The organism is Microbacterium sp. NPDC055312 (genome assembly GCF_053645675.1).
The window spans coordinates 39,243-62,905 of record NZ_JBSHMU010000004.1 but is presented as its reverse complement, the minus strand read 5'-3'; the positions used below and the strand labels follow the sequence as shown (position 1 = coordinate 62,905).

General features: G+C 70.4%; 24 protein-coding genes and 1 tRNA gene. 11 read left to right on the top strand and 14 right to left on the bottom strand.

From position 1 onward, the window contains the following. Nucleotides 1–67 precede the first annotated feature (67 nt). Entirely contained in the window at nt 68–796 is a 729-nt protein-coding gene (locus ACWIDW_RS11490; protein WP_313355454.1) for a response regulator transcription factor, read from the top strand. Between the two features lie 39 nt (nt 797–835). Continuing rightward, on the top strand, nt 836–2,368 hold the full coding sequence (locus ACWIDW_RS11485) for a sensor histidine kinase (RefSeq protein ID WP_454125415.1): 1,533 nt from the start codon (nt 836–838) through the stop codon (nt 2,366–2,368). On the opposite strand, the gene ACWIDW_RS11480 is transcribed toward ACWIDW_RS11485, so the two are convergent. The 6 genes from ACWIDW_RS11480 to ACWIDW_RS11455 all read right to left on the bottom strand — a co-directional run bounded on the left by ACWIDW_RS11480 (nt 2,362) and on the right by ACWIDW_RS11455 (nt 7,923). After that, nucleotides 2,362–3,912: an FAD-dependent oxidoreductase gene (locus ACWIDW_RS11480; protein ID WP_454125413.1), complete on the bottom strand. Its 1,551-nt coding sequence runs from the start codon at nt 3,910–3,912 to the stop codon at nt 2,362–2,364. The two genes, ACWIDW_RS11485 and ACWIDW_RS11480, sit on opposite strands and share 7 nt — an antisense overlap. A gap of 69 nt (nt 3,913–3,981) precedes the next feature. Beyond that, nucleotides 3,982–4,857, bottom strand: a complete 876-nt coding sequence (locus ACWIDW_RS11475; RefSeq protein ID WP_454125412.1) for an FAD:protein FMN transferase — start codon at nt 4,855–4,857, stop codon at nt 3,982–3,984. A 6-nt stretch (nt 4,858–4,863) separates the two neighbouring features. After that, entirely contained in the window at nt 4,864–5,334 is a 471-nt protein-coding gene (locus ACWIDW_RS11470) for an FMN-binding protein (protein ID WP_454125410.1), read from the bottom strand. Nucleotides 5,335–5,379: 45 nt separating this feature from the next. After that, nucleotides 5,380–6,414 carry a ribose-phosphate diphosphokinase gene (locus ACWIDW_RS11465; protein ID WP_454125408.1) on the bottom strand — a complete coding sequence of 345 codons (1,035 nt, stop codon included), beginning with the start codon at nt 6,412–6,414 and terminating at the stop codon, nt 5,380–5,382. A 5-nt stretch (nt 6,415–6,419) separates the two neighbouring features. Next, on the bottom strand, nt 6,420–7,850 hold the full coding sequence (gene glmU / locus ACWIDW_RS11460) for a bifunctional UDP-N-acetylglucosamine diphosphorylase/glucosamine-1-phosphate N-acetyltransferase GlmU (protein ID WP_454125406.1): 1,431 nt from the start codon (nt 7,848–7,850) through the stop codon (nt 6,420–6,422). A 1-nt stretch (nt 7,851) separates the two neighbouring features. Next, nucleotides 7,852–7,923 (bottom strand) — tRNA-Gln (locus ACWIDW_RS11455). Between the two features lie 103 nt (nt 7,924–8,026). Here ACWIDW_RS11455 and ACWIDW_RS11450 point away from each other — a divergent pair. Next, complete coding sequence (locus tag ACWIDW_RS11450) at nt 8,027–8,521, top strand: MarR family winged helix-turn-helix transcriptional regulator (RefSeq protein WP_454125405.1); 495 nt, start codon at nt 8,027–8,029, stop codon at nt 8,519–8,521. A 34-nt stretch (nt 8,522–8,555) separates the two neighbouring features. Then, on the top strand, nt 8,556–9,536 hold the full coding sequence (locus tag ACWIDW_RS11445; protein WP_454125562.1) for a pseudouridine synthase: 981 nt from the start codon (nt 8,556–8,558) through the stop codon (nt 9,534–9,536). Here the strand turns inward: ACWIDW_RS11445 and ACWIDW_RS11440 are convergent. From ACWIDW_RS11440 to ACWIDW_RS11420, 5 genes are all read right to left on the bottom strand, one after another. Next, nucleotides 9,493–10,263, bottom strand: coding sequence for a methyltransferase domain-containing protein (locus tag ACWIDW_RS11440; RefSeq protein ID WP_454125403.1), 771 nt, complete (start codon nt 10,261–10,263; stop codon nt 9,493–9,495). The genes ACWIDW_RS11445 and ACWIDW_RS11440 overlap by 44 nt on opposite strands. A gap of 55 nt (nt 10,264–10,318) precedes the next feature. Then, nucleotides 10,319–10,978: a methionine ABC transporter permease gene (locus ACWIDW_RS11435; RefSeq protein WP_454125401.1), complete on the bottom strand. Its 660-nt coding sequence runs from the start codon at nt 10,976–10,978 to the stop codon at nt 10,319–10,321. Further along, nucleotides 10,978–12,021, bottom strand: coding sequence for a methionine ABC transporter ATP-binding protein (locus ACWIDW_RS11430; RefSeq protein ID WP_454125399.1), 1,044 nt, complete (start codon nt 12,019–12,021; stop codon nt 10,978–10,980). Before ACWIDW_RS11430 ends, ACWIDW_RS11435 begins: the two co-directional genes overlap by 1 nt. 108 nt (nt 12,022–12,129) lie before the next feature. Next, entirely contained in the window at nt 12,130–13,023 is an 894-nt protein-coding gene (locus tag ACWIDW_RS11425; protein ID WP_454125397.1) for a MetQ/NlpA family ABC transporter substrate-binding protein, read from the bottom strand. 72 nt (nt 13,024–13,095) lie between these two features. Further along, a complete protein-coding gene (locus ACWIDW_RS11420; RefSeq protein ID WP_454125395.1) occupies nt 13,096–13,647 on the bottom strand; it encodes a MarR family winged helix-turn-helix transcriptional regulator in 552 nt (183 codons plus the stop codon). Nucleotides 13,648–13,724: 77 nt separating this feature from the next. Between ACWIDW_RS11420 and idi the strand changes: the two genes are divergently transcribed. Genes idi through ACWIDW_RS11385 form a run of 7 tightly spaced genes read left to right on the top strand, consistent with a single transcriptional unit; the run spans nt 13,725 to nt 19,240 of the window. Then, nucleotides 13,725–14,288 carry an isopentenyl-diphosphate Delta-isomerase gene (idi, locus tag ACWIDW_RS11415; RefSeq protein WP_454125393.1) on the top strand — a complete coding sequence of 188 codons (564 nt, stop codon included), beginning with the start codon at nt 13,725–13,727 and terminating at the stop codon, nt 14,286–14,288. Continuing rightward, the gene (locus tag ACWIDW_RS11410; RefSeq protein WP_454125391.1) at nt 14,285–15,331 is read left to right on the top strand and encodes a polyprenyl synthetase family protein; all 1,047 of its coding nucleotides are present in this window, start codon (nt 14,285–14,287) and stop codon (nt 15,329–15,331) included. Before idi ends, ACWIDW_RS11410 begins: the two co-directional genes overlap by 4 nt. Continuing rightward, a complete protein-coding gene (locus ACWIDW_RS11405; RefSeq protein WP_454125389.1) occupies nt 15,328–16,200 on the top strand; it encodes a phytoene/squalene synthase family protein in 873 nt (290 codons plus the stop codon). The genes ACWIDW_RS11410 and ACWIDW_RS11405 overlap by 4 nt, the downstream gene beginning before the upstream one ends. Beyond that, nucleotides 16,197–17,762, top strand: a complete 1,566-nt coding sequence (crtI, locus tag ACWIDW_RS11400; RefSeq protein WP_454125387.1) for a phytoene desaturase family protein — start codon at nt 16,197–16,199, stop codon at nt 17,760–17,762. The genes ACWIDW_RS11405 and crtI overlap by 4 nt, the downstream gene beginning before the upstream one ends. Continuing rightward, nucleotides 17,759–18,088 (top strand): lycopene cyclase domain-containing protein, encoded by a 330-nt coding sequence (locus tag ACWIDW_RS11395; protein WP_454125385.1) that lies wholly within the window; start codon nt 17,759–17,761, stop codon nt 18,086–18,088. The genes crtI and ACWIDW_RS11395 overlap by 4 nt, the downstream gene beginning before the upstream one ends. Continuing rightward, complete coding sequence (locus ACWIDW_RS11390) at nt 18,085–18,393, top strand: lycopene cyclase domain-containing protein (protein WP_454125383.1); 309 nt, start codon at nt 18,085–18,087, stop codon at nt 18,391–18,393. Before ACWIDW_RS11395 ends, ACWIDW_RS11390 begins: the two co-directional genes overlap by 4 nt. After that, complete coding sequence (locus tag ACWIDW_RS11385; RefSeq protein ID WP_454125561.1) at nt 18,383–19,240, top strand: prenyltransferase; 858 nt, start codon at nt 18,383–18,385, stop codon at nt 19,238–19,240. The genes ACWIDW_RS11390 and ACWIDW_RS11385 overlap by 11 nt, the downstream gene beginning before the upstream one ends. Nucleotides 19,241–19,288: 48 nt before the next feature. Here the strand turns inward: ACWIDW_RS11385 and ACWIDW_RS11380 are convergent, their stop codons facing one another. The 3 genes from ACWIDW_RS11380 to ACWIDW_RS11370 all read right to left on the bottom strand — a co-directional run bounded on the left by ACWIDW_RS11380 (nt 19,289) and on the right by ACWIDW_RS11370 (nt 23,645). After that, on the bottom strand, nt 19,289–21,106 hold the full coding sequence (locus ACWIDW_RS11380; protein ID WP_454125381.1) for an ABC-F family ATP-binding cassette domain-containing protein: 1,818 nt from the start codon (nt 21,104–21,106) through the stop codon (nt 19,289–19,291). Nucleotides 21,107–21,166: 60 nt separating this feature from the next. Then, on the bottom strand, nt 21,167–22,186 hold the full coding sequence (locus tag ACWIDW_RS11375) for a hypothetical protein (RefSeq protein ID WP_454125379.1): 1,020 nt from the start codon (nt 22,184–22,186) through the stop codon (nt 21,167–21,169). A 67-nt stretch (nt 22,187–22,253) separates the two neighbouring features. Then, nucleotides 22,254–23,645, bottom strand: coding sequence for a threonine/serine ThrE exporter family protein (locus tag ACWIDW_RS11370; protein ID WP_454125377.1), 1,392 nt, complete (start codon nt 23,643–23,645; stop codon nt 22,254–22,256). Between the last annotated feature and the right edge of the window lie 18 nt (nt 23,646–23,663).

The window sequence follows — 23,663 nt, the reverse complement described above, 5'->3', positions numbered from 1 at the left end:
GAGCCTGCACAGGTGACGCATAGGAGATCCAAGGGAATCTCGATGTCGATGCGCGCACAATGGAGCGATGAGCACCGAGCATCCCGACCTGCGTCGTCCTGACGGAACCCCGCTGCGCATCCTCGCCGTCGACGACGAGCCGATGCTCACCGACCTGCTCGCCATGGCGCTGCGCATGGAGGGCTGGGAGGTGCGCACCGCGGCCTCGGGCCTGGAGGCCCTGCAGGTGGCGCGCGACTTCGAACCGGATGCCCTGGTGCTCGACGTCATGATGCCCGACCTCGACGGCATGAGCGTGCTGCGCCGGCTGCGGGAATCCGGCAATCTCGTGCCGGTCGTCTTCCTGACGGCGAAGGACGCCGTCGCCGACCGTATCGCCGGGCTGACCGCCGGCGGCGACGACTACGTCACCAAGCCGTTCAGCCTCGAAGAGGTCATCGCGCGCCTGCGGGCCGTCATCCGCCGCTCGGGTCAGGGGCAGACCGAGGACGAGCAGTCGATCCTGCGGGTCGCCGACCTCTCTCTCAACGAGGACAGCCACGAGGTGATGCGCGGCGACGACGAGATCGAGCTCACCGCGACGGAGTTCGAGCTGCTGCGCTTCCTCATGCGCAACGAGCGGCGCGTGCTGTCGAAGGCGCAGATCCTCGACCGGGTGTGGAGCTACGACTTCGGCGGCAAGTCGTCGGTGGTCGAGCTGTACATCTCGTACCTGCGCAAGAAGATCGACGCCGGACGCACCCCGCTGCTGCACACCGTGCGCGGCGTCGGCTACATGATCAAGTCACCGCAGTAGCCCATGCTCCCCCACCCGTTGAGCCTTCAGGCGCGGCTGATGGCCGCGGTGATCGGGTTCGTCTCGCTCATCCTCGTGATCGTCGCGATCATCACCAGCGCGACACTGGGCAAGACCCTCGAAGACGATCTGCAGAGGAAGCTCGAGGCCACGTCGAACGTGACGACGGCGCTGGTCACCAGCCGCGCCGATGCGGCGGCGAGCCGCGGCGCACCGCTCACCGCCGCGGATGCGGTCAGCGGCGGCATCGTCCAGACCGGGAGTCTGCTGCTCGCGGTGCTGCCCCCGAACACACCCGCGTCCGGGGTGATCGTCACCCCCGAGTCGCGGCGTGATCTGCCGGCCCGCGATCTGCTGACGCTCACCTCCGCGCTGCAGGCGTCCGAGTCGGCGACCGTCACCCTGCACGACGCCGGCTCGTTCCGGGTGACCGTCGACCGCACCGACAACGGCGTGGTCGTGATCACCGGCCTGCCCCGCGCCGAGGTGCAGCACACGATGACGTCGCTGTTCACCGTGATCGCCCTCGCGACCCTCGGCGGGCTGATCCTGCTCGCGCTCACCACCGCACTCACGATCAGCATGGGCCTGCGTCCGCTGCGCGCGGTCGCGGCGACCGCGTCGCGAGTCGCCGGCCAGCCGCTCGATCGCGGAGAGGTGCGCATCACCGAACGCGTGCCCGACTACGAGGCCGATCCGCGCACCGAGGTCGGCCGGGTGGGGGTCGCGCTGAACACCCTCCTCGACCACGTCGACTCCTCGCTCTCGGCACGCCAGCGCAACGAGGAGCGCATGCGGCGGTTCGTGGCGGATGCCAGCCACGAGCTGCGCACGCCGCTCGCGTCGATCCGCGGGTACTCCGAGCTGTCGCTGCGGGCGCTGCGTCAGTCGCACGACGACTCCACCGTCGAGAACACCACCTCGGCGCTGGAGCGCATCCAGGCGCAGTCGCTGCGCATGACGCGACTCGTCGAGGATCTGCTGCTGCTCGCCCGGCTCGATGAGGGCGCCGAGCTCGTGCACGGTGAGGTCGACCTGTCGCAGCTCGCCGTCGAGGCCCTCGCCGACGCGCAGCCCACAGCCCCGGGCCACCACTGGCAGCTCGAGACCCCCGGCGAGCCGGTGATCGTGGCGGGCGACGTCGGACGCCTGCACCAGGTGGTCGGCAATCTGCTCGCGAACGCCCGCACGCACACGCCGGAGGGAACGACCATCACGCTGTCGCTGACGGCCACCCCCGCGGGCGCCGAGCTTCGGGTGCACGACGACGGGCCCGGCATCGATCCCGCCGTGCGCGAAGAGCTGTTCGCCCGCTTCGCCCGCGGCGACGTGTCGCGAGCACGGCAGACCGGCGGCACCGGGCTCGGTCTCGCGATCGCCAAGGCGATCGTCGAGGGCCATGGCGGCACCGTCACGGTCGAGAGCGCGCCGGGCGACACGTCCTTCACCGTGCGTCTGCCGCGCGGCGAGCGGCCGACGCCACCACCGGCACCGTCAGCACCGGAGCGGTCGACGCCAGGGCATCCGGACCGGCCAGGGCATCCGGACCAGCCCGGGCATCCGGCTCAGTAGCCGGCGAACGCGTCGGTCGTGACCCCACGTGCCTTCTGCAGCGCCGGTGCGAGATCGGCGATGAGGCGCGGCGGCCCCGAGATGTACGCGTGCCGGGCGGCGAGGTCGGGCACCATGCGATGCAGGCCGTCGGCGTCGAGGCGGATGCCCTGCGCCCACGTCCAATGCGGCGGGAGGTCTGCCGGCTCGTCGCGCGTGAACACGATCGTCCGGGCGCCGGTCTCGGCGAGCTCGTCACGGAACGCGAGCTCGGCCGCCTCGGCCGCCACGTAGACGAGCACGACGTCGCGCTCGGCACCCGTCGCCTGCAGCTGACGCAGCTGCGACACGAACGGGGTCACGCCGATGCCTGCCGCGACCATCAGCACCGGGGTGCGCCCGCGAGGCAGCACGAAGTCGCCCCAGGTTCCGGTGACGGCGAGCATCGCGCCCGGCTCGGCCGCCTTGAGCGCCCGCTTGTAGCTCGAGGGATGCTTCTGGTCGCCGTCCTTGTAGGCGATGCGCAGGGTGGGCAGGTCGGCGGGCGCGGATACGATGCTGAACTCGCGGCGGGTGCCCCTGGCATCCGGATTGCGGTGGGGCACCTCGAGCTCGAGGTACTGCCCGGCGATGAAGCGCAGCCGGCCCTTCGTTCGGAACGTGAGCTCCTGCGCGGTCGGGGTGACGAAGGTGCGCCCGGTGAGCACGAGCCGCACCGAGCTGCGCAGCGCGAAGGCGAACGCGAGCAGGTTGCCGATCAGCAGGGCGCGCTCCTGACCGAGCGTGAACAGCGAGCCGATCGCGATCGGCCAGCCGGCGAGCACGCCCACGAGCGCGGCGACGCTGTACTGCTGCCAGCGTCGGGGCGGAAGCGTGAGCGGCTCGGAGAGCATGAACGCGCCGAGGAAGAGGTACGGCGTCTGCGTGAGCGCCGCCAGCAGCGCGTCACCGGCGCTGAACGGGATGCCGAAGCTCTGCGACTGCACCACCTGGCGCACGACCGACACCGCGACGACCACCACGAGGAAGAGCAGCACCAGGCGCACCTTCTCGGTGCGCCACAGCACGATCAGACCGCTCAGGGCGACGAACAGCGTCAGCCACGGCGTGCCGACCCACCACGCCGAGAACGTGCCGAGGCCGAGGATCGTCACGACGGCGGCTCCGAACGCCGCGGGATTGAAGATGTGCCGCCCGCGCCACGCGATCAGGTACTTCGACAGGCTCGCCAGCACACCTGCGATCGCCGTCCCCGCCAGGCCCGCCGGGGTGAGCGAGGGCTGCAGCACGAACAGCAGGATGAGCGCGGTGACCAGCGACGACTCGACGCGCCACGGCAGGCGCAGCACACGCTGCGCGACCGCGTCGACCGCGGAGATCGACACGGCCAGCGCGGCGAAGGACGCCACGATCTCGCCGGCTGCCGGTCCCACGAGACCTGCGAGCGACAGCCCGAGTGCGATGACCGCGAGTCCCGCGAGGGCGAAGAGCACGAGCCGGTACATCGAGAGGGCGCCGAGCACGGCCAGCACACGCTGCCGCATGGCGAGGAACGCAGTGATCACCGTTCTACTCTTCCGTATCCCGGCCCGCCGGGCTCGATGAGCGCACCGGCAAGCCGTTCCTCCGCATCCTCAGCGTTCGGGCTCCGTGAACAGCGCACCGGGGAAGCCGCTCGAGTGCTCCACCCGCCCGTCGCTCGACATCCGCACCCAGTGGGCGCCCCAGCGGTCGGCGAGCTCATCGCCGCCGTCGAAGAACAGCCCCGTCGCCGCGGCGTCGGCGTGCAGTGCGTCGTGGGCGAGGGCCCAGGTCGCGACCCAGGTGGTCACCGGCAGCCCGGTGCGTCCGTCGAGCACGTGATGCAGTCCGCTCCCCCAGGCGCGGCGCGTCACCGCAGACGCGCACAGCGCGGCATCCGTCACCTCCACCACGCCGACCGCGGAGGTGGGATCGTACGGGTGCTCGAGCGCGATTCGGGCCATGCCGCCGCGTACGCGCAGATCACCGCTGCCGTCGACGGTCACCCGTCCCGGCAGGTGCGCCAGCGCGTCGCTGACCAGGTCGACCAGCCGGCCCTTGCCCACGGCGCCGACATCGATGACCGCCGGCTCACCGAGGGTCAGCCCCCGCCCGTTGCAGTGCAGCATCCGCTCCCACTCGGCGGGAGCCGTCTGCGGTGTTCCCGGGCGCAGCGTGAGAGCCGCGTCGTAGCCGAGAGCGTCGAGCGCCGATCCGATCAGCGGGGTGACCCCGCCGTCGGTCGCCTGCGCGAGGGCGCGATAGACCTCGAGCATCGCCGCGGCGTCTCCGGCGGCGCTCGGAGTCAGCTCTGCCGTGCCGCCGTGCGCGCGCAGCGAGGAGACGACGGAGTCGTCACGGAAGCGCGACCAGACCGCGTCGAACGCCTCGATGATCTCGCCGACGCGCGCGCGAGCCGATCCGTCCAGCGGCTCGGCGGTCTCGATCTCCCAGCGCGTGCCGATGGCGTCGAACCGCCACGAGTGCATCCCGGATCACTCGGCCGCGGCTGCGGCTGCGGCCTCGTCCTTGATCCTGACCACGGCCTGATCGAACCCGCCGCTGGTGAGCGACGATCCGGCGACGCGGTCGACCTGCAGCTCATCGAGCTTCTTGCCGACCACGACATCCGAGATGCCCGCGATGAACTGGCCCTGGAAGTTCTTCGACTCCGCCGCCAGCGGGTCGCCGACCACCTCGACGTCGGTGACCGTGTCGTCGGCGATCGTGAGGGTCACCGCGATCGTCTCGACCGTCTCGGGCGTGCGGTACGATCCCTCCGCCGTGTAGGTGCCGTCGGCATACGGTGCGCTCGCGTCGGTGCTCAGCGGAGACGGGTCGGGCTTCGTCGTGTCCGCATCTGCGGTGCCCGAGCATCCGGTGAGCATGAGCGCGCCGGCAAGGCCGAGCAGAGCGGTTCCGGTGCGGGCAGCGGGGTGCACGTTCATGCCTCCAGCTTCGGGCATCCGGCTATGAGGAATCCGGATGCCCTCGTCGCTGCGTGCCGAGGATCAGGCGTCTCCGCCGAACATGCTCGTCACCGAGCCGTCTTCGAACACCTGCTTGATCGCGGTGGCGAGCAGCGGCGCGATCGGCAGGATCGTGAGCCCGTCCCACTGTCGCGACTCGGTGAGCGGGATCGTGTCGGTGATGACGACCTGGTCGATCGAGTCGTCCTGCAGTCGCTCGGATGCCGGGTCGCTGAACACGGCGTGCGTGGCCGCGACGATCACCTTGCGGGCGCCGTTCGACTTGAGTGCCTGCGCGGCCTTGACGATCGTGCCGCCGGTGTCGATCATGTCGTCGACGAGCAGGCAGGTGCGGCCGTCGACGGCTCCGACGATCTCGTGCACCGAGACCTGGTTGGCGACCTTCGGGTCGCGACGCTTGTGGATGATCGCGAGCGGCGCGCCCAGGCTGTCGGACCACGTGTCGGCCACGCGCACGCGCCCCATGTCGGGGGACACGATCGTGAGGGTCTCGCGGTCTTCGGCGGTGAGCGTTCCCTCGAAGTGCTCGAGCAGCACCGGCTTGGCGAACAGGTGGTCGACGGGGCCGTCGAAGAAGCCCTGGATCTGCGCCGCGTGCAGGTCGACGCTCATCACGCGGTCGGCGCCGGCGGTCTTGAGCATGTCGGCCACGAGGCGGGCCGAGATCGGCTCGCGGCCGCGACCCTTCTTGTCCTGACGGGAGTACGGGTAGTAAGGGGCGACGACCGTGATGCGCTTGGCCGACGCACGCTTGGCGGCGTCGAGCATGATCAGCGTCTCCATGAGCCACTCGTTCACCGGCTCGCCAAACGACTGCACGATGAACAGGTCGCAGCCGCGGATCGACACCTCGAAGCGGGCGTAGATCTCACCCGAGGCGAAGGTGCGGTGCTCGACGGGAGCCGCCTCCTGGCCGAGGGCCGCGGCGACGGCGGCGGTCAGCTCGGGATGCGAGCGTCCGCCGGCGACGACGAGACGCTTCTTCGTCTTCGAGATCAGACCGGGAGCGACCCCGTTCTCACGATCGAGTGCGACCTTCTTCTTCTTGTTGCCCATGCGACTTATTCCGCCGATCGTTCGCGGGCCGCCGCATCTGCTGCGCCCGTGCCTGCTCTGTTCTTCTCGACCCACCCGTCGATGTTGCGCTGGGGGGCGACGCTCATGGCCAGGGCACCGGCGGGCACATCCTTGCGGACGACAGCGCCGGCACCGGTCTTCGCACCGGCTCCCAGCCTAACGGGCGCGACGAGCACGGTGTGCGAGCCGGTATGCACCTCGTCGCCGACCACCGTGCGGTGCTTGTTCACATCGTCGTAGTTCGCGGTGATCGTGCTGGCGCCGAGGTTCACGCCGCGGCCGATGGTGGCATCGCCGATGTACGACAGGTGCGGCACCTTGCTGTTCTCGCCGATCTCGGCGTTCTTCGTCTCGACGTACGCGCCGATCTTGCCGCCGGCGCCCAGCACGGTGCCGGGACGGAGGAACGAGAACGGGCCGACGGTGGCCTTCGCACCGATCACCGAGAGGTTCGCGTCGGTGCGCTTGACCACCGCATCCTCGCCGACCTCGCAGTCCACCAGCGTGGTGTCGGGCCCGACGGTGGCGCCTTCCGCGATGACCGTGGCGCCCAGGATCTGGGTGTTCGGCAGGATCGTCACATCGGGCGACAGCTTGGCGTCGTCGTCGATCCACGTGGTGTCGGGGTCGACGATGGTGACGCCCTCGCGCTGCCAGCGACGCACGATGCGCTGGTTGAGCAGGCGCCCGACGAGCGCGAGCTGCGCGCGGTCGTTGACGCCGTATGTCACGGTGACATCGGAGACGACCGATGCCGCCACGCGGTCGCCGTCGCGGCGCAGCAGCCCGGGCACGTCGGTCAGGTACATCTCGCCCTGCGCGTTGTCGAGCCCGATCTCGGGCAGGTAGCGGCGCAGCGTCTCGGAGCGGAACGCGTACATCCCGGCGTTGATCTCGCGGACCGATGCCTCATCGTCACTGGCATCCTTCTGCTCGACGATGCGGTCGACGCCTCCGTCGGCATCGCGGATCACCCGCCCGTAGCCGGTCGGATCGTCGACGACAGCGGTCATCAGCGTCGCCGGAGCGCCCGACGCGCGGTGCTCGTCGAGGAAGGACGCGAGGGTGTCCGCGTCGGCGAGCGGGCAGTCGCCCGAGAGCACGAGCACGTCGCCGTCGAAATCGGCGGGCAGGGCGTCGACCGCCACCTGCACGGCACGGCCGGTGCCCGGCACGTCGTCCTGGTCGACGAAGACCGCGTCGGGGTAGTCGCCGGCGAGAGCGGTGACGACCTGCTCGCGCTCGTGCCGCACCACGACCTCGATGTGCGACGCGCCCAGCGAACGAGCGGTCGTCAGCACGTGACCGACCAGCGGTCGCCCGGCGATCTCGTGCAGCACCTTCGGTCGACGGGACTTCATGCGGGTGCCCTGGCCCGCGGCGAGCACGATGATGGCGAGATTGTTCTGCGTCATGCTCCGCCGCCAGGATTCGAACCTGAACCTCACAGCTCCAAAGGCTGTCGTGCTGCCGTTACACCACGGCGGACCGCGGCCCTCCGCCTCGCGAGCGGCGACCGCGGGTCAATTCTGCCACGGCCGACCCCGCCCTCCCGTCCGGAGGGTGGCCGCGGGCAGGCGATAATGAGCCTATGAACGAGGCGGATGAGGTCGACAGGATCGTCGGCGCCTGGAACACCCAGCGCCCCGACCTGGACTTCTCGCCTCTCGAGGTGCTCTCGCGCATGGATCGCCTCTCGCGTCATCTCGACCGGGCACGGCGCGATGTGTTCCGCCGCAGCGACATCGAGCCGTGGGAGTGGGATGTGCTGTCGGCGCTGCGCCGCGCCGGCGCGCCGTTCCAGCTCTCGCCCAAGCAGCTGCTGCAGCAGACCCTGGTCTCGAGCGGCACGATGACCAACCGCATCGACCGTCTGGTGGGGCGTCGGTTCGTGCGTCGCGAGTCGGATCCGCAGGACGGGCGCAGCGTGCTGGTCACCCTGACCGACGAGGGACGGGTGCGGGTGGATGCCGCGATCACCCGCCTCGTCGACGCCGAGGCCGTGCTGCTGCGCGCGCTCCCGCGCACCGACCGCGAGCGGCTCGCGGGGCTGCTGCGCAAGCTCAGCCTGAGTTTCGACTCGTGAGCATCCCGGGTCTGGGCCGAGGCCGCTGATGGCCATGCTCTCCCCCCTTCCCGTGCGCGACGGCGTCGGCGCCACGCGGCTGCATCTGCCGCTGACCGGGCCGTGGCCGACGATCGGCGCGTACATGGCCGAGCGCTTCTTCCACCTCGAGCCTGAGCGGCTGCTGTCGCGCTTCGATCGCGGTGAGATCGTCGCCCGCGACGGCTCGTCGCTCAGTCGCGAGACTCCGCTGGGCGCGCACGAGTTCGTCTGGTACTACCGCGAGCCGCCGGTCGAGCGCGAGATCCCGTTCGAGATCGACGTGCTGCATCAGGACCGCGATCTGGTCGTGGCCGACAAGCCGCACTTCCTGCCGACGACCCCGGGCGGCAAGTACCTGCAGAACTCCGCCCTGGTGCGGCTGCGCAACCTGCTCGGCATCCCGGAGCTCACCCCGATCCACCGCCTCGATCGGGCGACCGCCGGTCTGCTGATGTTCTCCGTCCGCCCCGAGACCCGCGGCGCCTACCAGCTGCTGTTCGAGCGGCGGCAGGTCGAGAAGGTGTACGAGGCGGTGTCCGCCCGCCCGGCGGGATGGGATCCGGCATCCCCCGCTCTGGCCGGACGGCCCTTCCCGATCGTGTACCGCAACCACATCGAGAAGCTGCGCGCGAACGTGTGCGTGCGGGTCGACGACGCGCGCGAGCCGAACTCCGAGACGCGCGTCGAGCTGCTCGGCTTCGACGAGCGGGTCGTGCACACCCTGCTGCGCCCGCACTCCGGACGCATGCACCAGCTGCGCGTGCATCTGGCCTCGCTCGGCGCGGGCATCCTGAACGACGGCTTCTACCCCGTGCTGCTGCCCGAGGCGCCCGACGACTTCACCCGGCCGCTGCAGCTGCTCGCCCGCGAGCTGCGCTTCGACGATCCGCTCAGCGGGGCGCCCCGCGAGTTCGTCACCCGACGGACCCTGCAGGATGCCCCGGCCGGCGTCAGGCGGGAACCGCGCCCCTCGCCGCCCACGCGACCGCAGTGAGGGTGAACGGACGATCCGGGTCGTCCAGGTCGTCACGGACGGCGGCACGCACGGCGTCCAGCTGGTCGGGTGCCAGCGTCTGCACGTACTGTCCGATCGGCCCGATCTTCGCGGTGTACCCGGCCCACAGATCGTCGGCGTCGGCGTAGCGGGCTGTCGCGACGATCTCGGTCGCGCGGATGCCGACGAGTCCGGCGCCGTCGAGCAGCGCTGCCAGCTCGCCTTCCCGCCGTCCGACCAGCCGTTCGTCCACCGCAGCCACCCCGAGCACCCGGTGCGCGGCGTTCCAGAAGTGCGCGATGCCCTGCATGCGGAGCTGATCCCAGAAGCACAGCGCCACCACGCCGTCGGCGCGGGTGACCCGGGCCATCTCCCGCACCCCCTGCTGCGGGTCGGACATGAACCCGACCGCGAGCGACGACAGCGCGGCGTCGAAGCCGCCGTCGGGGTAGGGCAGCTCCTCCGCCACACCCTCGACGACCTCGGCTCCCGCCACCCGCTCGCGGCAGGCGGCGACGAACGGAGGCGAGGGATCGATCGCAGACACGTTCGCGGCTCCGACCCGGCGGGCCAGCTCGATCGTCAGCCCGCCCGGTCCGCATCCGACGTCGAGCGCGCTGCCCGCTCTCACCCCGGCGAATTCCGCGAAAGCCGGCGCCAGCGAGGGCAGGTAGCGACCGATGAGAAGGTCGTAGCCGTCTGCAGCGTGGAACATCTCGGTACCCATGACATGCCTTTCCACCTGCTGCGAGGATGGCACGCGGTTCGTCGTCGCGAAAGGGCTATCGGCGCATGATCCGGCGCGCGAGCCAGGTGCCCAGCGTCTGCGCGAAGTGCACGAACACGACGATCAGCAGCACGGCGGCCCACATCACGACCGGCTCGAACTGGCGACGCCCGTAGGTGAGGGCGAAATTGCCGAGACCGCCGGCGCCGATGTACCCGGCCATCGCCGTCATGTCGATGAGCGCCACGATGACGAACGTGTAGCCCAGCACGAGCGGGCCCAGCGCCTCCGGGATGACCACGGTGAACAGGGTGCGCCACGGACCTGCTCCCATCGCGCGCGCGGCCTCGATGACCCCGGGCGAGACGCCGACCAGGTGCTGCTCGACGATGCGCCCGATGGCGAACATCGACGCGACCACGAGCGCGACGATCGCCGCGTTGGTGCCGATGCCGCTGCCCACGACGAAGCGCGAGAACGGGATCAGCACGGTGATGAGGATCACGAACGGGATCGGCCGGAAGAAGTTGATGAACAAATTCAGCACGAACGACACCGTGCGGTTCTGCAGCATGCCGCCCGGCCTGGTGAGGTACAGACCCATGCCGATCAGGCCACCGAGGATCCCGCCGAAGAGCAGGGTCAGCGACACCATGTACAGAGTCTCGACAGCTGCCTGCCAGAACTCCGGGGCGAGTTCGACGAGACGATCCATCAGCGCTCCTCCTCCCGCTCGATGTCGGTCACCTCGACCTGGCGGCCGATGCGGGCGAGTGCCTCGTCGATGCGCGTCTCGTCGCCGCGGATGGCGAGGGTCAGATGGCCGAACGCCCGACCGCGGATGTCGTTGATGCCGCCGAACACGAGCTCGAACTCCAGCCCGGCCTCGGCCAGGTCGACGAAGAGCTGCGCCTGGGACGGCCCGCCGTCGCGGAACGAGAACGTCACGAGGCGCCCGCTGTGCCGCTCGCGCAGCACGGCCCGCTCGGCCGGAGAGGGGACGCCCTTGACCACCGTCCCCACGAAGCGCTGCGAGGCCGGATGCCGGGGAGCCGAGAAGACCTCGAACACGTCGCCCTGCTCGATCACGCGACCGCGATCCATCACGGCGACCTTCGTCGCGATCGTCTGGATCACGTCCATCTCGTGCGTGATCACCACGATGGTGACCCCCTGCTCCTCGTTGACCCGCTTGAGCAGGGCGAGCACCTCATGCGTGGTCTCCGGGTCGAGCGCGCTGGTGGCCTCGTCGGCGAGCAGGATCGCGGGGCGGGTCGCGAGCGCACGGGCGATCCCGACGCGCTGCTTCTGACCGCCGGAGAGCTGCTCGGGGTACGAGCGCGCCTTGTCGCTGAGACCGACGAACGACAGCAGCTCGGTGACGCGCGCGTCGATGTCGGTTTTCGACCAGCCGGCGAGCTTGAGCGGGTACGCGATGTTGGCCCGCACGGTCTTCGCCGAGAACAGGTTGAACTGCTGGAAGATCATGCCGATGCCGGTGCGCACGGCTCGCAGCTCGCGCTCCGAGAGCGCGGTGACCTCGACGTCGTCGACGGTGATCCGCCCCTCGGAGGCGGGCTCCAGGGCGTTGATGAGACGCACGAGGGTGGACTTGCCGGCTCCCGAGTAGCCGATGATGCCGTAGACGTCCCCCTTCTCGATGTGGAGGGTGACGTCGTCGACCGCGGTGACCTGCTCCCCTGCGCGCTGAGGGGACGGGTATCGCTTCGACACGTTCTCGAGCGAGACGATGGGCATGGGTTCACTCCGGTTTCGGGTGGGTGGGGGTGTCGGGCGTCGGCCACCCGGACACGGAGAATCGGGCGACGCACACCGCGCCGCCCGATTCTCTCAGATCCGTGCGGATCAGCTGTTGCCGGCGACGTCCTTCTGCACGGTCTTCAGCGTCTTCGCCAGGTCCTCCTGCGAGAGCTGCACCGTCACGCCGGTTCCGCCGGACGACTCGGCGAGGCCCTTCTGCACGGCCGCGTCGGTCTGGAAGATCTCGATGAGCTTCAGGTAGGTCTCGTTGTCGGCGTCGTCTGCGCGCGAGGCGAAGATGTTCACGTAGGGAGCCGCGGCCGGGTCTGACGCGTCGTCGGTGAACAGCGCGTCGTCGAACTTCAGACCCGCCCCTTCGACGAAGTCGTTGTTGATGATGGCCGCCGCGACGTCGGGCAGTGCCTCGGGGGTCAGCGCAGCCTCGAGAGCGGTCACCTTGACCTTGGACTTCGCCTCGTCGACGTCGGAGAGATCGGAGAACGGAGAGCCGCCGTCCTTGAGCTCGATGAGGCCGGCCGACTGCAGCACGAGCAGTCCACGCGCCTGGTTCGACGCGTCGTCGGGGACGGCGACCGTCTCGCCCTCGGCGATGTCCTTCACGTCGTCGTACTTCGACGAGTACAGGCCGAGCGGATAGGTCTGCGTCGAGCCGATGGCCACCAGATCCTCACCGGCCGCCTCGTTGTACTGGGCGAGGTAGATCACGTGCTGGAACTGGTTGAGGTCGATCTCGCCCTCGGTCAGTGCCGGGTTGGGCAGCTCGTACGACCCGAAGTCGACCAGGTCGATCTCGATTCCCGCGGCCTTCGCCGCCTTCTCGAAAGCGGCCCACTGCGGGTCGCTCTTGCCGACCACGCCGATCTTGACGACGTCTGCGGCGCCGTCGGATCCGGCGCCGGCGGATGCGCAGCCGGTGAGACCGGTGACGAGGGCGACCGCTGCGGCTGCAGCGGTGAGGGTGGTGAAACGGCGGGACATTCTCGGGTTCTTCCTCTCGTGGGGGACTCCGAAAACGTATGCGGGATCGTGCGCCACCTCAGAATCGGCTCGTCACACGGCGTCACGCTGGGCGGTGGCCGCCATCGCGTCGAAGAAGTCGGCGACGGTGCGGCGCTGCTCGCGGCTGAGCTCGGCGATGACGTCGAAGCGGCGGGCGTGCTCGCGACCGACCGTCGCGCGCGCGGCGTGGCGGGTCTCGTCGGTCACCTCGATGACCAGGCTGCGCCGGTCGTCCGGGTGGGCGCGCCGCACGACGTGACCGCCGCGCTCGAGGCGGTCGAGCAGCTTGGTCGTCGAGGCGGTGGAGATGCCGAGCTGGCCGGCCATCGCGCTGGGGGTCATCGGGAGCCTCTGGTTTCCCGCGGCGATGAGCAGGCGCAGCGCCCTCATGTCGCTCTCGCTCAGGCGCATGTACCGCTGCGATGCCTCGCTGTGCTCGCGTTCGGCCTCGCGCCAGCGGCGCATGGCCTCGAGCACCTCGAGCACGCTCTCCAGCTCGCCCGGCGTGAGGTCGCCGGTGCGCACGAGCTCCTGTTCCGGATCGTTCAGGCGCGGGTCGTGCATGACCGGGCCCGGCGCACCGGACGGGATGATCTTGGGCATGCGGTTGATTTTACGTCAGATGTGGATATATCCCGAGTTGAAAGCTAGCCTGTCTAGCGAATACACAGGAGGCCGAAGTGACCCACTCCCCCGAGCGCGTGATCCTTCTCGACGACGACGGAAACCCGAGCGGTGTCGCCCCGAAGGACGAAGTGCACCACGACGAGACCCCCCTGCACCTCGCCTTCTCGTGCCACGTGCGCGACGACGAGGGCCGGCTGCTGCTGACCCGGCGGGCGCTGACCAAGCGCGCCTGGCCCGGCACCTGGACGAATGCGTTCTGCGGTCACCCCGCGCCGTTCGAGGCGATTCCGGATGCCGTGCACCGCCGAGCACAGGACGAGCTCGGTCTCGAGATCGCGGATCTGCAGCTCGAGCTGCCCGACTTCCGATACCGGGCCGTGGATGCCTCGGGAGTGGTCGAGAACGAGATCTGCCCCGTCTACACCGCCCGCGCGGTGGGCGAGCCGACGCTCAACCCGGACGAGGCGATGGATGCCCGCTGGGTGAGCCCGGAGGATCTCGCCGCCGCGCTCACCGCGGCACCGTGGGCGTTCAGCCCCTGGCTCGTGCTGCAGGCGCAGCAGCTCTCGGCGCCCGCCGGATCCATACACGCCACCGCATGGCGGAGGGTCGCATGAGGCTGGAGACAGCGGTCGACCCGCGCCTGGACGAGATCATCGATCGGTTCTTCGCCGACCGGATCGAACGAGCGGATGCGATGGGCGGCCGCTACGGCGATCTGTGGCGCAGGGCGGCTGACGCCACGCAGGGCGGGAAGCGTCTGCGGCCCCGGCTGCTGCTGCTCGCGCACGAGAGCCTGGGCGGTGTCGAGGAGCACTCGGCGCTGTGCGCGGCGGCGGCCTTCGAGGTGCTGCACACCGCCCTTCTCCTGCACGACGACGTGCTCGACCGCGATCTGGTGCGCCGCGGCAAGCCGAACCTCGCCGGCCGGTTCGCCGCCGCCGCGCTCGACGACGGGCACGCTCCGCACACCGCCACGGCGTGGGGTGAGGCGTCGGCTCTGCTCGCCGGCGACCTGCTGATCAGCGGCACGCACGTGCTGGTCGCCGAGGTCGGGCATCCGGTCGCCGCGACCCTGCACCGCGTGATCGATGACGCGCTGATCCTCACCGCCGCGGGAGAGCACGCCGACGTGGGGTACGCGAAGGGTGTCATGCACGCCGAGCAGGAGGACATCCTGCGGATGATCGAGCAGAAGACCGCCGCGTACTCGTTCGCCGCACCGCTGCGGGTGGGGGCGCTGCTCGCCGGCGCCACCGACCAGGTCGTGGAGGCGCTGGAGTGGATCGGATCGCGACTGGGGCTGCTGTACCAGCTGCGCGACGACGCCCTGGGGGTGTTCGGCGCCGAGAGCAGCACCGGCAAGAGCGTCATCGGCGACCTGCGTGAGGGCAAGCGCACGCTGCTCGTCGCGTTCGCCGAGGGCACCCCGGAGTGGGAAGCCGTGCGTCCCCTGTTCGGGCGCGCCCCGCTCGAGACGTCCGACGCCGACCGGCTGCGCGCCGCGCTGGTGCACTGCGGGGCGGTCGAGCGGATGCAGCGGGTCATCGACGGGGTGCTGCACGACGTGCTGCACGCGATCGCCATCGCTCCCCTGCCCACCGGGCTGCGCACCGAACTCGCGCAGATCGCCGAACGCTGCGCGGAGCGGCAGTCGTGAGGGCCGAACCCGCGCTCGACTTGTACACCCGCACGGCGCATGCGGCTTCGGCGCACGTGATCAGCGGATACTCGACGTCGTTCGGCTACGCGAGCCGGCTGCTGCCGCGCGAGGTGCGCGGCGGGATCGCCGATGTGTACGCCCTCGTGCGCGTCGCCGACGAGATCGTCGACGGCCCGGCGTCGGAGGCGGGGCTGCAGCAGACCGAGGTGCTGGCCATCCTCGACGCGCTCGAGCAGGACACCCTGCACGCGATCGACTGCGGGTTCAGCGCGAACCTCGTCGTGCACGCCTTCGCCGCCACGGCGCGGCGCACCGGCATCGGCGCCGAGCTCGTGCAGCCGTTCTTCGGGTCGATGCGGATGGATGCCACCGCGCACCCGCGCTTCGATCTCGAGCAGTACCGCCGCTACATCCACGGCTCCGCCGAGGTGGTGGGCTCGATGTGCCTGCGGGTGTTCGCGCTCGAGCATCCGGGATTCACGCTCGACGATCAGCTCGAAGAGGGCGCACGTCGCCTGGGCGCGGCGTTCCAGAAGGTGAACTTCCTGCGCGATCTGGCGGATGACGCCGGGCGGCTGGGCCGCTCGTACATCCCAGGCCTCGACCCGCAGACCTTCACCGACCACGAGAAGGAGGCGGTGGTCGACGAGATCGCCGAGGACCTCGCCGTCGCCCGCGAGGCGATCGCGCGGCTGCCGCGCGGCTCCCGCCGGGCGACGACGGCCGCCGCGGCGCTCTTCGGCCGACTCAACGAGCAGCTGCGCGCGACGCCGGCCGTCGAGCTGCGATCCACCCGCGTCTCGGTGCCGCTCGGGCACAAGCTGCGCATCCTGGCGAACGCCGCCGCAGGAAGGAAGACCGCATGACGCGCGTCGTCGTCATCGGCGGGGGCATCTCCGGCCTCGCCACCGCCGCTCTGCTCGCCCGGGACGGCGCATCCGTCACCCTCGTCGAGGCGCGAGACGAGCTGGGCGGCCGAGCCGGCAGCTGGGAGTCGGGCGGCTTCCGCTTCGACACCGGCCCCTCTTGGTACCTGATGCCCGAGGTGTTCGATCACTTCTTCCGCCTGCTCGGCACGTCGTCTGCCGAGCAGCTCGACCTCGTGCGACTCGACCCGGCCTACCGGGTCTACTTCGAAGACGACGCGGAGCCGTTCGACCTGCCGGCCGACGATGCCAGGGACGCGCTCGTCGCCCTGGATCCGGATGCCGAGCAGCAGCTCGACCGCTACCTCGCATCGGCCGCTGACACCTACGATCTCGCCACGTCGATGTTCCTGTACAGCACCTACGAGTCGCTGCGCCCGCTGCTCACGCCGCGCACCCTGCGCGGGCTGCCGACGCTCACGCGCCTGCTCGCCGAGCCGCTCGACCGGCGCATCCGCCGGCACAGCCGCGAGCCGCGTGTGCAGCAGATTCTCGGGTACCCGGCCGTGTTCCTCGGCACCTCGCCCGCAAAGGCCCCGGGCATGTACCACCTGATGAGTCATCTCGACATCGGGCAGGGCGTGCTGTACCCGCGCGGCGGGTTCACCGCCGTGATCGCGGCCATCGCCCGCGTGGCGAGAGCGGAGGGGGTCGACATCCGCACCGGATGCCGCGCCACGCGCATCACGGTCGACGGCGGCGCCGCGACGGGGGTCGAGGTCGAACTCGCCGACGGCACGCGCGAGCAGCTGCCCGCAGATGTGGTGGTGTCGACGGCCGATCTGCACGTCACCGAGCAGCAGCTGCTGGATCCCGAGCACCGCACGAGATCGGATGCCTGGTGGGACGGGCGCGACCCGGGACCCGGCGCCGTGCTCGCCCTGCTCGGCGTGCGCGGCGAGCTGCCACAGCTCGCGCACCACACGCTGCTGTTCACGAAGCAGTGGGAGGAGGGGTTCGACGCGATCTACGGCAGAGGGCGTCGTGGTGAGGGCAGGCGGATCCCCGATCCGGCGTCGCTGTACGTCTGCCGGCCCAGTGCGACCGACGACGTCGCCCCCGAAGGGCACGAGAACCTGTTCGTGCTCATCCCGGTCCCGGCCGACACGTCGATCGGCGCCGGAGGCGTCGACGGCACCGGAGATGACCGGGTCGAACGCGCGGCTGACGCGGCGATCGAGCAGATCGCGGCGTGGTGCGGTGTGCCCGACCTGCGCGAGCGCATCGTCGTGCGCCGCACGATCGGTCCAGCCGACTTCGAACGCGACTTCGGCGCGTGGCGCGGCGGTGCCCTCGGCCCCGCGCACACCCTGCGGCAGAGCGCGTTCCTGCGCGGGGCGAACATGTCGTCGAAGGTCGACGGCCTGCTGTACGCCGGCGCCACGACCATCCCGGGCATCGGGCTGCCGATGTGCCTGATCAGCGCAGAGCTGGTCGTCAAGCGTCTGCGCGGTGACGTCTCGGCGGGCCCGCTTCCGGAGCCACTGGCGGCGACGCTGTGAGCGCCGCCTACCTGATCGCGCTGCTCGTGTCGCTCGCGGGCATGGTGCTGCTGGATGTGCGTCACCGGCTGTTCCTCGGCCGTGATCCGGCACGAGCGGTGATCGTGCTGCTGCTGGGCACCGCGTTCTTCCTGCTCTGGGATCTCGCCGGGATCGGCCTGGGCATCTTCTTCCGCGATGACGGCGCGTTCGCCACCGGCATCCTGCTCGCCCCCGAGCTGCCGATCGAGGAGCCGATCTTCTTGCTGTTCCTGTGCGAGCTGACCATGGTGCTCGTGTGCGGCGCCGAGAAGGTGCTCGCCGCACGACGGAAGGCGAGGGCATGAGCTACGTGCTGCTGTGCGCAGGGTTCCTCCTCGCGGCCGTCGTCGTCGCGCTCGTCGTCCGACGCCGCGACCGGATGCCGTCTGCGACCTCGCTGGTGGTGGCGGCGGCCGCGCTCGTGCTGCTCACCGCCGTGTTCGACAACGTGATGATCGCCGTGGGCCTGTTCGACTACTCGAGCGCGCACATCTCGGGCATCCGGATCGGCGAAGCCCCGCTCGAAGACTTCGCCTACCCGCTCGCGGCGGTCATCCTGCTGCCGGCGCTGTGGTCGCGGCTGAGGAGGGAGCGTGCCGATGATCGGTGATCTGCTGGCCGCATCGCGGCCGCTCAGCTGGATCAACACCGCCTACCCGTTCGCGGCCGCGTATCTGCTCGTGGCGGGCGCCGTCGACGCCCGCTGGGTGATCGGCACCCTGTTCTTCCTCGTGCCCTACAACCTGGCTATGTACGGCATCAACGACGTGTTCGACTACGCCTCCGACCTCGCGAATCCGCGCAAGGGCGGTGTCGAGGGGGCGCTGCTGTCGCCGCAGCGGCACCGCACCGTGCTCGTGACGTCGATCGCGCTGAGTGCGCCGTTCGTCGTCGCGCTGATCGTGCTCGGCTCGCCGCTGTCATGGTTGATCCTGGCGATCAGCCTGTTCGCGGTCGTCGCATACTCGGCGCCGCCGTTCCGCTTCAAAGAGGTGCCGGTGCTGGACTCGGTGACCTCGAGCATCCACTTCGTGAGCCCTGCGGTGTACGGTTTCGCCCTCGCCGGCGGTACCGTCACGCCCGGGCTCGTCGCTCTGCTGAGCGCGTTCTTCCTGTGGGGGGTCGCGAGCCACGCGTTCGGCGCCGTGCAGGACGTGGTGCCCGACCGTGAGGGCGGCATCTCGTCGATCGCCACCGCGCTGGGTGCGGCGCGCACGGTGCGTCTCGCGCTCGCCTGCTGGTCGGCAGCCGGAGTGCTCATGCTTTTCGCTGGATTCCCCGGCGCGCTGGCAGCCGTGCTCGCCCTGCCGTACCTGTGGGCGGCAGCGCCCTACCGCTCGGTGTCGGATGCCGACTCGGGTGCGGCGAATCGCGGCTGGCGGCACTTCCTGTGGATCAACTACGCGTGCGGCTTCGTCGTCACGATGCTGCTCATCGTGTACGCGCTCGGCAGGTGACCGCAGCCAGAAGATCGTTCCGGATGCCGCACAGCCGAACTCTTCGGTTCAGCCGAGCTCTTCGGTGAGCTCGAACCAGCGCAGCTCGAGCTCATCGACCTCGTCCTGCTGAGACTGGATCTGCTGCATCCGCTCGCCGAGGCCGGTGTAGTCCGACTGGTCGTGGTCGGCGAGGTCGTGCTTGGCCCGGTCGATCTGATCGTTCAGCTTCTGCATGCGCCGCTCGAGAGCCGCGAGTTCCTTCTCCGCCGCGCGCCGCGCGGCGCCGTCCAGACCGGATGCCTTCGCCGGTGCCGGCTGAGCGCCGGCCGGCGACTCGACCCGGTCCCGCCTCTCGAGATCGCGCAGCCGCAGGTACTCGTCGACACCGCCCGGGAGGTGCCGCAGATGCCCCCGCAGCACGGCGTACTGCTGGTCGGTGACCCGCTCGAGGAAGTACCGGTCGTGACTGACGACCAGCAGGGTGCCCGGCCACGAGTCGAGGAGGTCCTCGATGGCGGCGAGCATGTCGGTGTCCATGTCGTTGGTGGGCTCATCGAGGATGAGCACGTTCGGCTGGTCGAGCAGCACGAGCAGCAGCTGCAGTCGGCGCTGCTGACCGCCGGAGAGGTCTTTCACCGGGGTCGACAGCTGCGCCGAGGTGAAGCCGAGCCGCTCGAGAAGCTGCCCCGGGGTGAGCTCTGCCGTCCGCGACTGGGGGCCGGAGCCTGTCGAAGGGCCGAACGTGTACGAGGTGCGCAGGCCGTCGATGACGGTGCGCACCGGGTCGTTCCAGTGCTGCTCGAGCTCATCGACCTGCTGGGTGAGGGTGCGCACCTGCACGGTCTTGCCGCGCTTCACCCGCCCGCTGGTGGGGTCGACGGTGCCGGCGACCAGCCCGAGCAGGGTGGACTTGCCGGCGCCGTTCACCCCGAGGATGCCGGTGCGCTCGCCGGGCGCGATGCGCCACTCGACGTCTTTCAGCACGGTCTTCTCGCCGTAGCTCACCCCGGCATCCAGCAGGTCCACCACGTCCTTGCCCAGGCGCGAGACCGCCAGCGACTGCAGCGAGACGGTGTCGCGGATCGGCGGCACGTCGGCGATCAGGGCGTTCGCGGCGTCGATGCGGAACTTCGGCTTGCTCGTGCGGGCGGGCGCTCCGCGGCGCAGCCAGGCGAGCTCCTTGCGGGCGAGGTTCTGCCGTTTCGCCTCCGACGAGGCGGCCATGCGGTCGCGCTCGACGCGCTGCAGGATGTAGGCGGCGTACCCGCCCTCGAACGGCTCGACGATGCGATCGTGCACCTCCCACGTCGCGGTGCAGATCTCATCGAGGAACCAGCGGTCGTGCGTGACGACCAGCAGCGCGCCGGCGTTCTTCGGCCAGCGGCCCTTGAGGTGCGCCGCGAGCCAGGTGACGGCTTCGACGTCGAGGTGGTTGGTGGGCTCGTCGAGCGCGATGATGTCCCAGTCGCCGACGAGCAGCCGGGCCAGCGACACCCGGCGGCGCTGCCCGCCGCTGAGCGATGTGACCGGTGCGTCCAAGCCGAGATCGGCGACGAGACCGGCGATGACGTCGCGCACCTTCGCATCCCCCGCCCACTCGTGCTCGGGTGTGTCTCCCACCACGGCACGGCCGACGGTGAGGTCGTCATCGAGGGTGTCGGCCTGGTCGAGCACGCCGATGCTCGTGCCGCCGCGCACGGTCACCCGTCCGGCATCCGGCTCCCGCCGCCCCGCGAGCATCGCGAGCAGGCTCGACTTGCCGTCGCCGTTGCGGCCGACGATGCCGATGCGGTCGCCCTCGTCGACTCCGATCGTGACCGAATCGAAGACGACCTTGGTCGGATACTCCAGGTGCAGGGCCTCGGCCCCCAGTAGATGTGCCATCACCTCAAGGCTAGGCGGTGCCTGCTCCGCGTTCGCCCATCGTCGGCGCGAGATCGCCGTCTAGATCGGCGCAGGCGGCTGCGGCGGCACCGCCGGTGCGCTCAGACGATCGACGAGCGGCATGTGCGCGGCAGGGCAGCTCGCCGTGCGGTGCAGCCAGACGAAGAGCGTGAGGGCGATGAAGCCGGTCAGCACCTTGTCGATGACGGATGTGAGGATGTTGGCCGAGAGCGCAGCGGCGAGCAGCGGCAGCCCCAGAGTCACGATCGATGCCGTGACCGAATCGGAGCCGTGCCCGCTGAGGCCGCCGAACAGGATCACGTTGAGAGACGAGCCGACCACGGAGCACGCCGTCGCGGCCAGCAGATTCAGGACGAAGTACCGTCCGATGTCGTCACCCATCCGCAACCGCCTGACGCCGTATCCCCAGACGAGGGCGCCGGTGACACTCACCAGCGCGTAGGGGGCTGCTCCGGGAGCGCCGACGGTGAAGCCGAGGAGGTTGCCCGCCGTCGCGACGAACGCGCCGTGCCACGGGCCGAGGATGATCGAGGCGGCCGCTGTCCCGACCATGTCGAGGTAGATCGGCAGATGAAGCGCCTGCACGACGATGATCCCGAGCAGATTCAGTCCGGTGCAGCACAGCATGAGAAGCCACGCGCTCCCCCACCGCGGACTGCTCGCGCTCGCGACACGACGCATCCCCGTCGGAACGGGAACGGTGATCGACGGCGGGGTGAGCACCACACGCGCCCGAGGTGCCCGCTCGGTGGTGCGCCGCAGCCGTCGGGCACGCTCCACCCACCGCCGCGCCTCGTCGTCCCCCGCGCCGAGGGCGGTGACGATGTCGTGCAGCAGCACGGGATCCATGCGGGTTCGACCGGCGCGGAACGCGTCGTAGACGGTGCTGCGCGGCGGGAAGGCGGCCGCGTCGGCGACCCCGCGGTCTATCCGCTGCTCGCCGATCCGCCGTCCGATCTCGGCGTACGAGATCGGTGTGGCCTCTTTGAGCGCGAGGAGGTCGGCAGCGATGCGGTCGAAGGAGTCAGGGGCGTCGTCGGACGCGGTCACCTCGCTCACTGATCCCTCCTCGGCGCCGCAGAGTCTGCGGCACTCAGCATATCCGCGCCGCGACGGCGACCGCGGCTCAGCGGATGCGGCCGCGACGACGCACGACGCTCTGCAGCGTGTCACGCACCGGTGCGCCGAGGACGAGACCGAGGGATGCGCCGGATGCCAGCGCCAGGCCCACCGCGCCCGCCTGCATCAGGTCGGCGAATGCGATGATGAGCAGGATCGGGTCGTCCTGCGCCTCGACGATCCCCAGCAGACCGCGGTACACGACCGACCCGGGCACCATCGGGACGATCGCGGCGGTCGTCACCGCGATCGACGGGACGTGCAGGCGGTGGGCGATGAGCGTGCCCACGAAACTCGCGATCAGCGCGCCCGCCGCGCTGGCGATCGGCACGCCGAACCCTCCGGCCGTGCCGGCGCTGAACCCGCCCCACGCGATCGCGCCGAGCACGGCCGAGACGAGGATGGTGCGCGACGTCGCGCCGTTCCACACCGCGACGGTGACCGCGATCAGCACGACTCCCACCACCTGCATCGAACCGGGGCCGAGCGACGGCGGGTCGGTCGAGAGCGTGAAGCCGATCCCCAGTCGCTGCGCGAGCGACACGCCGCCCACGATGCCGACGACGACGCCGAGGGTGAGCAGCGCCAGATCGAGGATGCGGCCGCCCGCGGTGAGCGCGAAGCCGTCGATCGCGTCCTGCGCGGCTGCCACCACAGACATCCCGGCGAGCATGAGCACGATCCCGGCCGCCACGATCACGGCGATGCCGACCTGGTCGAAGGGCGCCACGCCCTGACTGCGCAGCGTGTTCGCAGCGGCGGCGAACGCCGTGACCACGAGCGCGCCCGCCGCCTGCGAGAAGAAGAAGGGCACGTGCATCCGCGCCATCCAGCGCTGGGTCAGCGCCGCACCGCACGCGGCGAGGAACGCGATGAGCGTCGTGATCCACGAGGCGCCGTAGAGCAGGCAGACGCCGACGGCAAGCAGCCCCTGCGCGAGCACGATCACGGTCGGCCGATAGCGGAACGGCAGGCGCCGGATGGCGTGGAACCGCACCCGCGCCTCCGGCAAGGCCAGCCCCGCCTCGATGTCGGACACGAGGGCCTGCAGCTGCTGCAGCTTCGCGTGGTCGGGAACGGGTGCGCGCACCACGCGGATCGCCGTGAAGGGCGGGTCGGACTCGCCGCCCTGATACGACACGGCGATGGAGTTGAAGGTGATGTCGACGTGCACGGGGCGGATACCGAGCGCCGCAGACACACGCGTTGCCGAGAGCACCACCTCGTTCGCGGACGCGCCCACGGCGATGAGGGCTTCGGCGATGCGCATCGCGAGCTCGATCACGCGCCGGGCGTACATCTCGTCGACGGAGAGGATCGCCTGGGTCTCGGGGCGGGATGCGGCGTCGACGCGGATCGCGTCGACCAGACGCACACGCCAGTTCTTCTGTGCAGCCATCGCTCCATCCTCACAGAG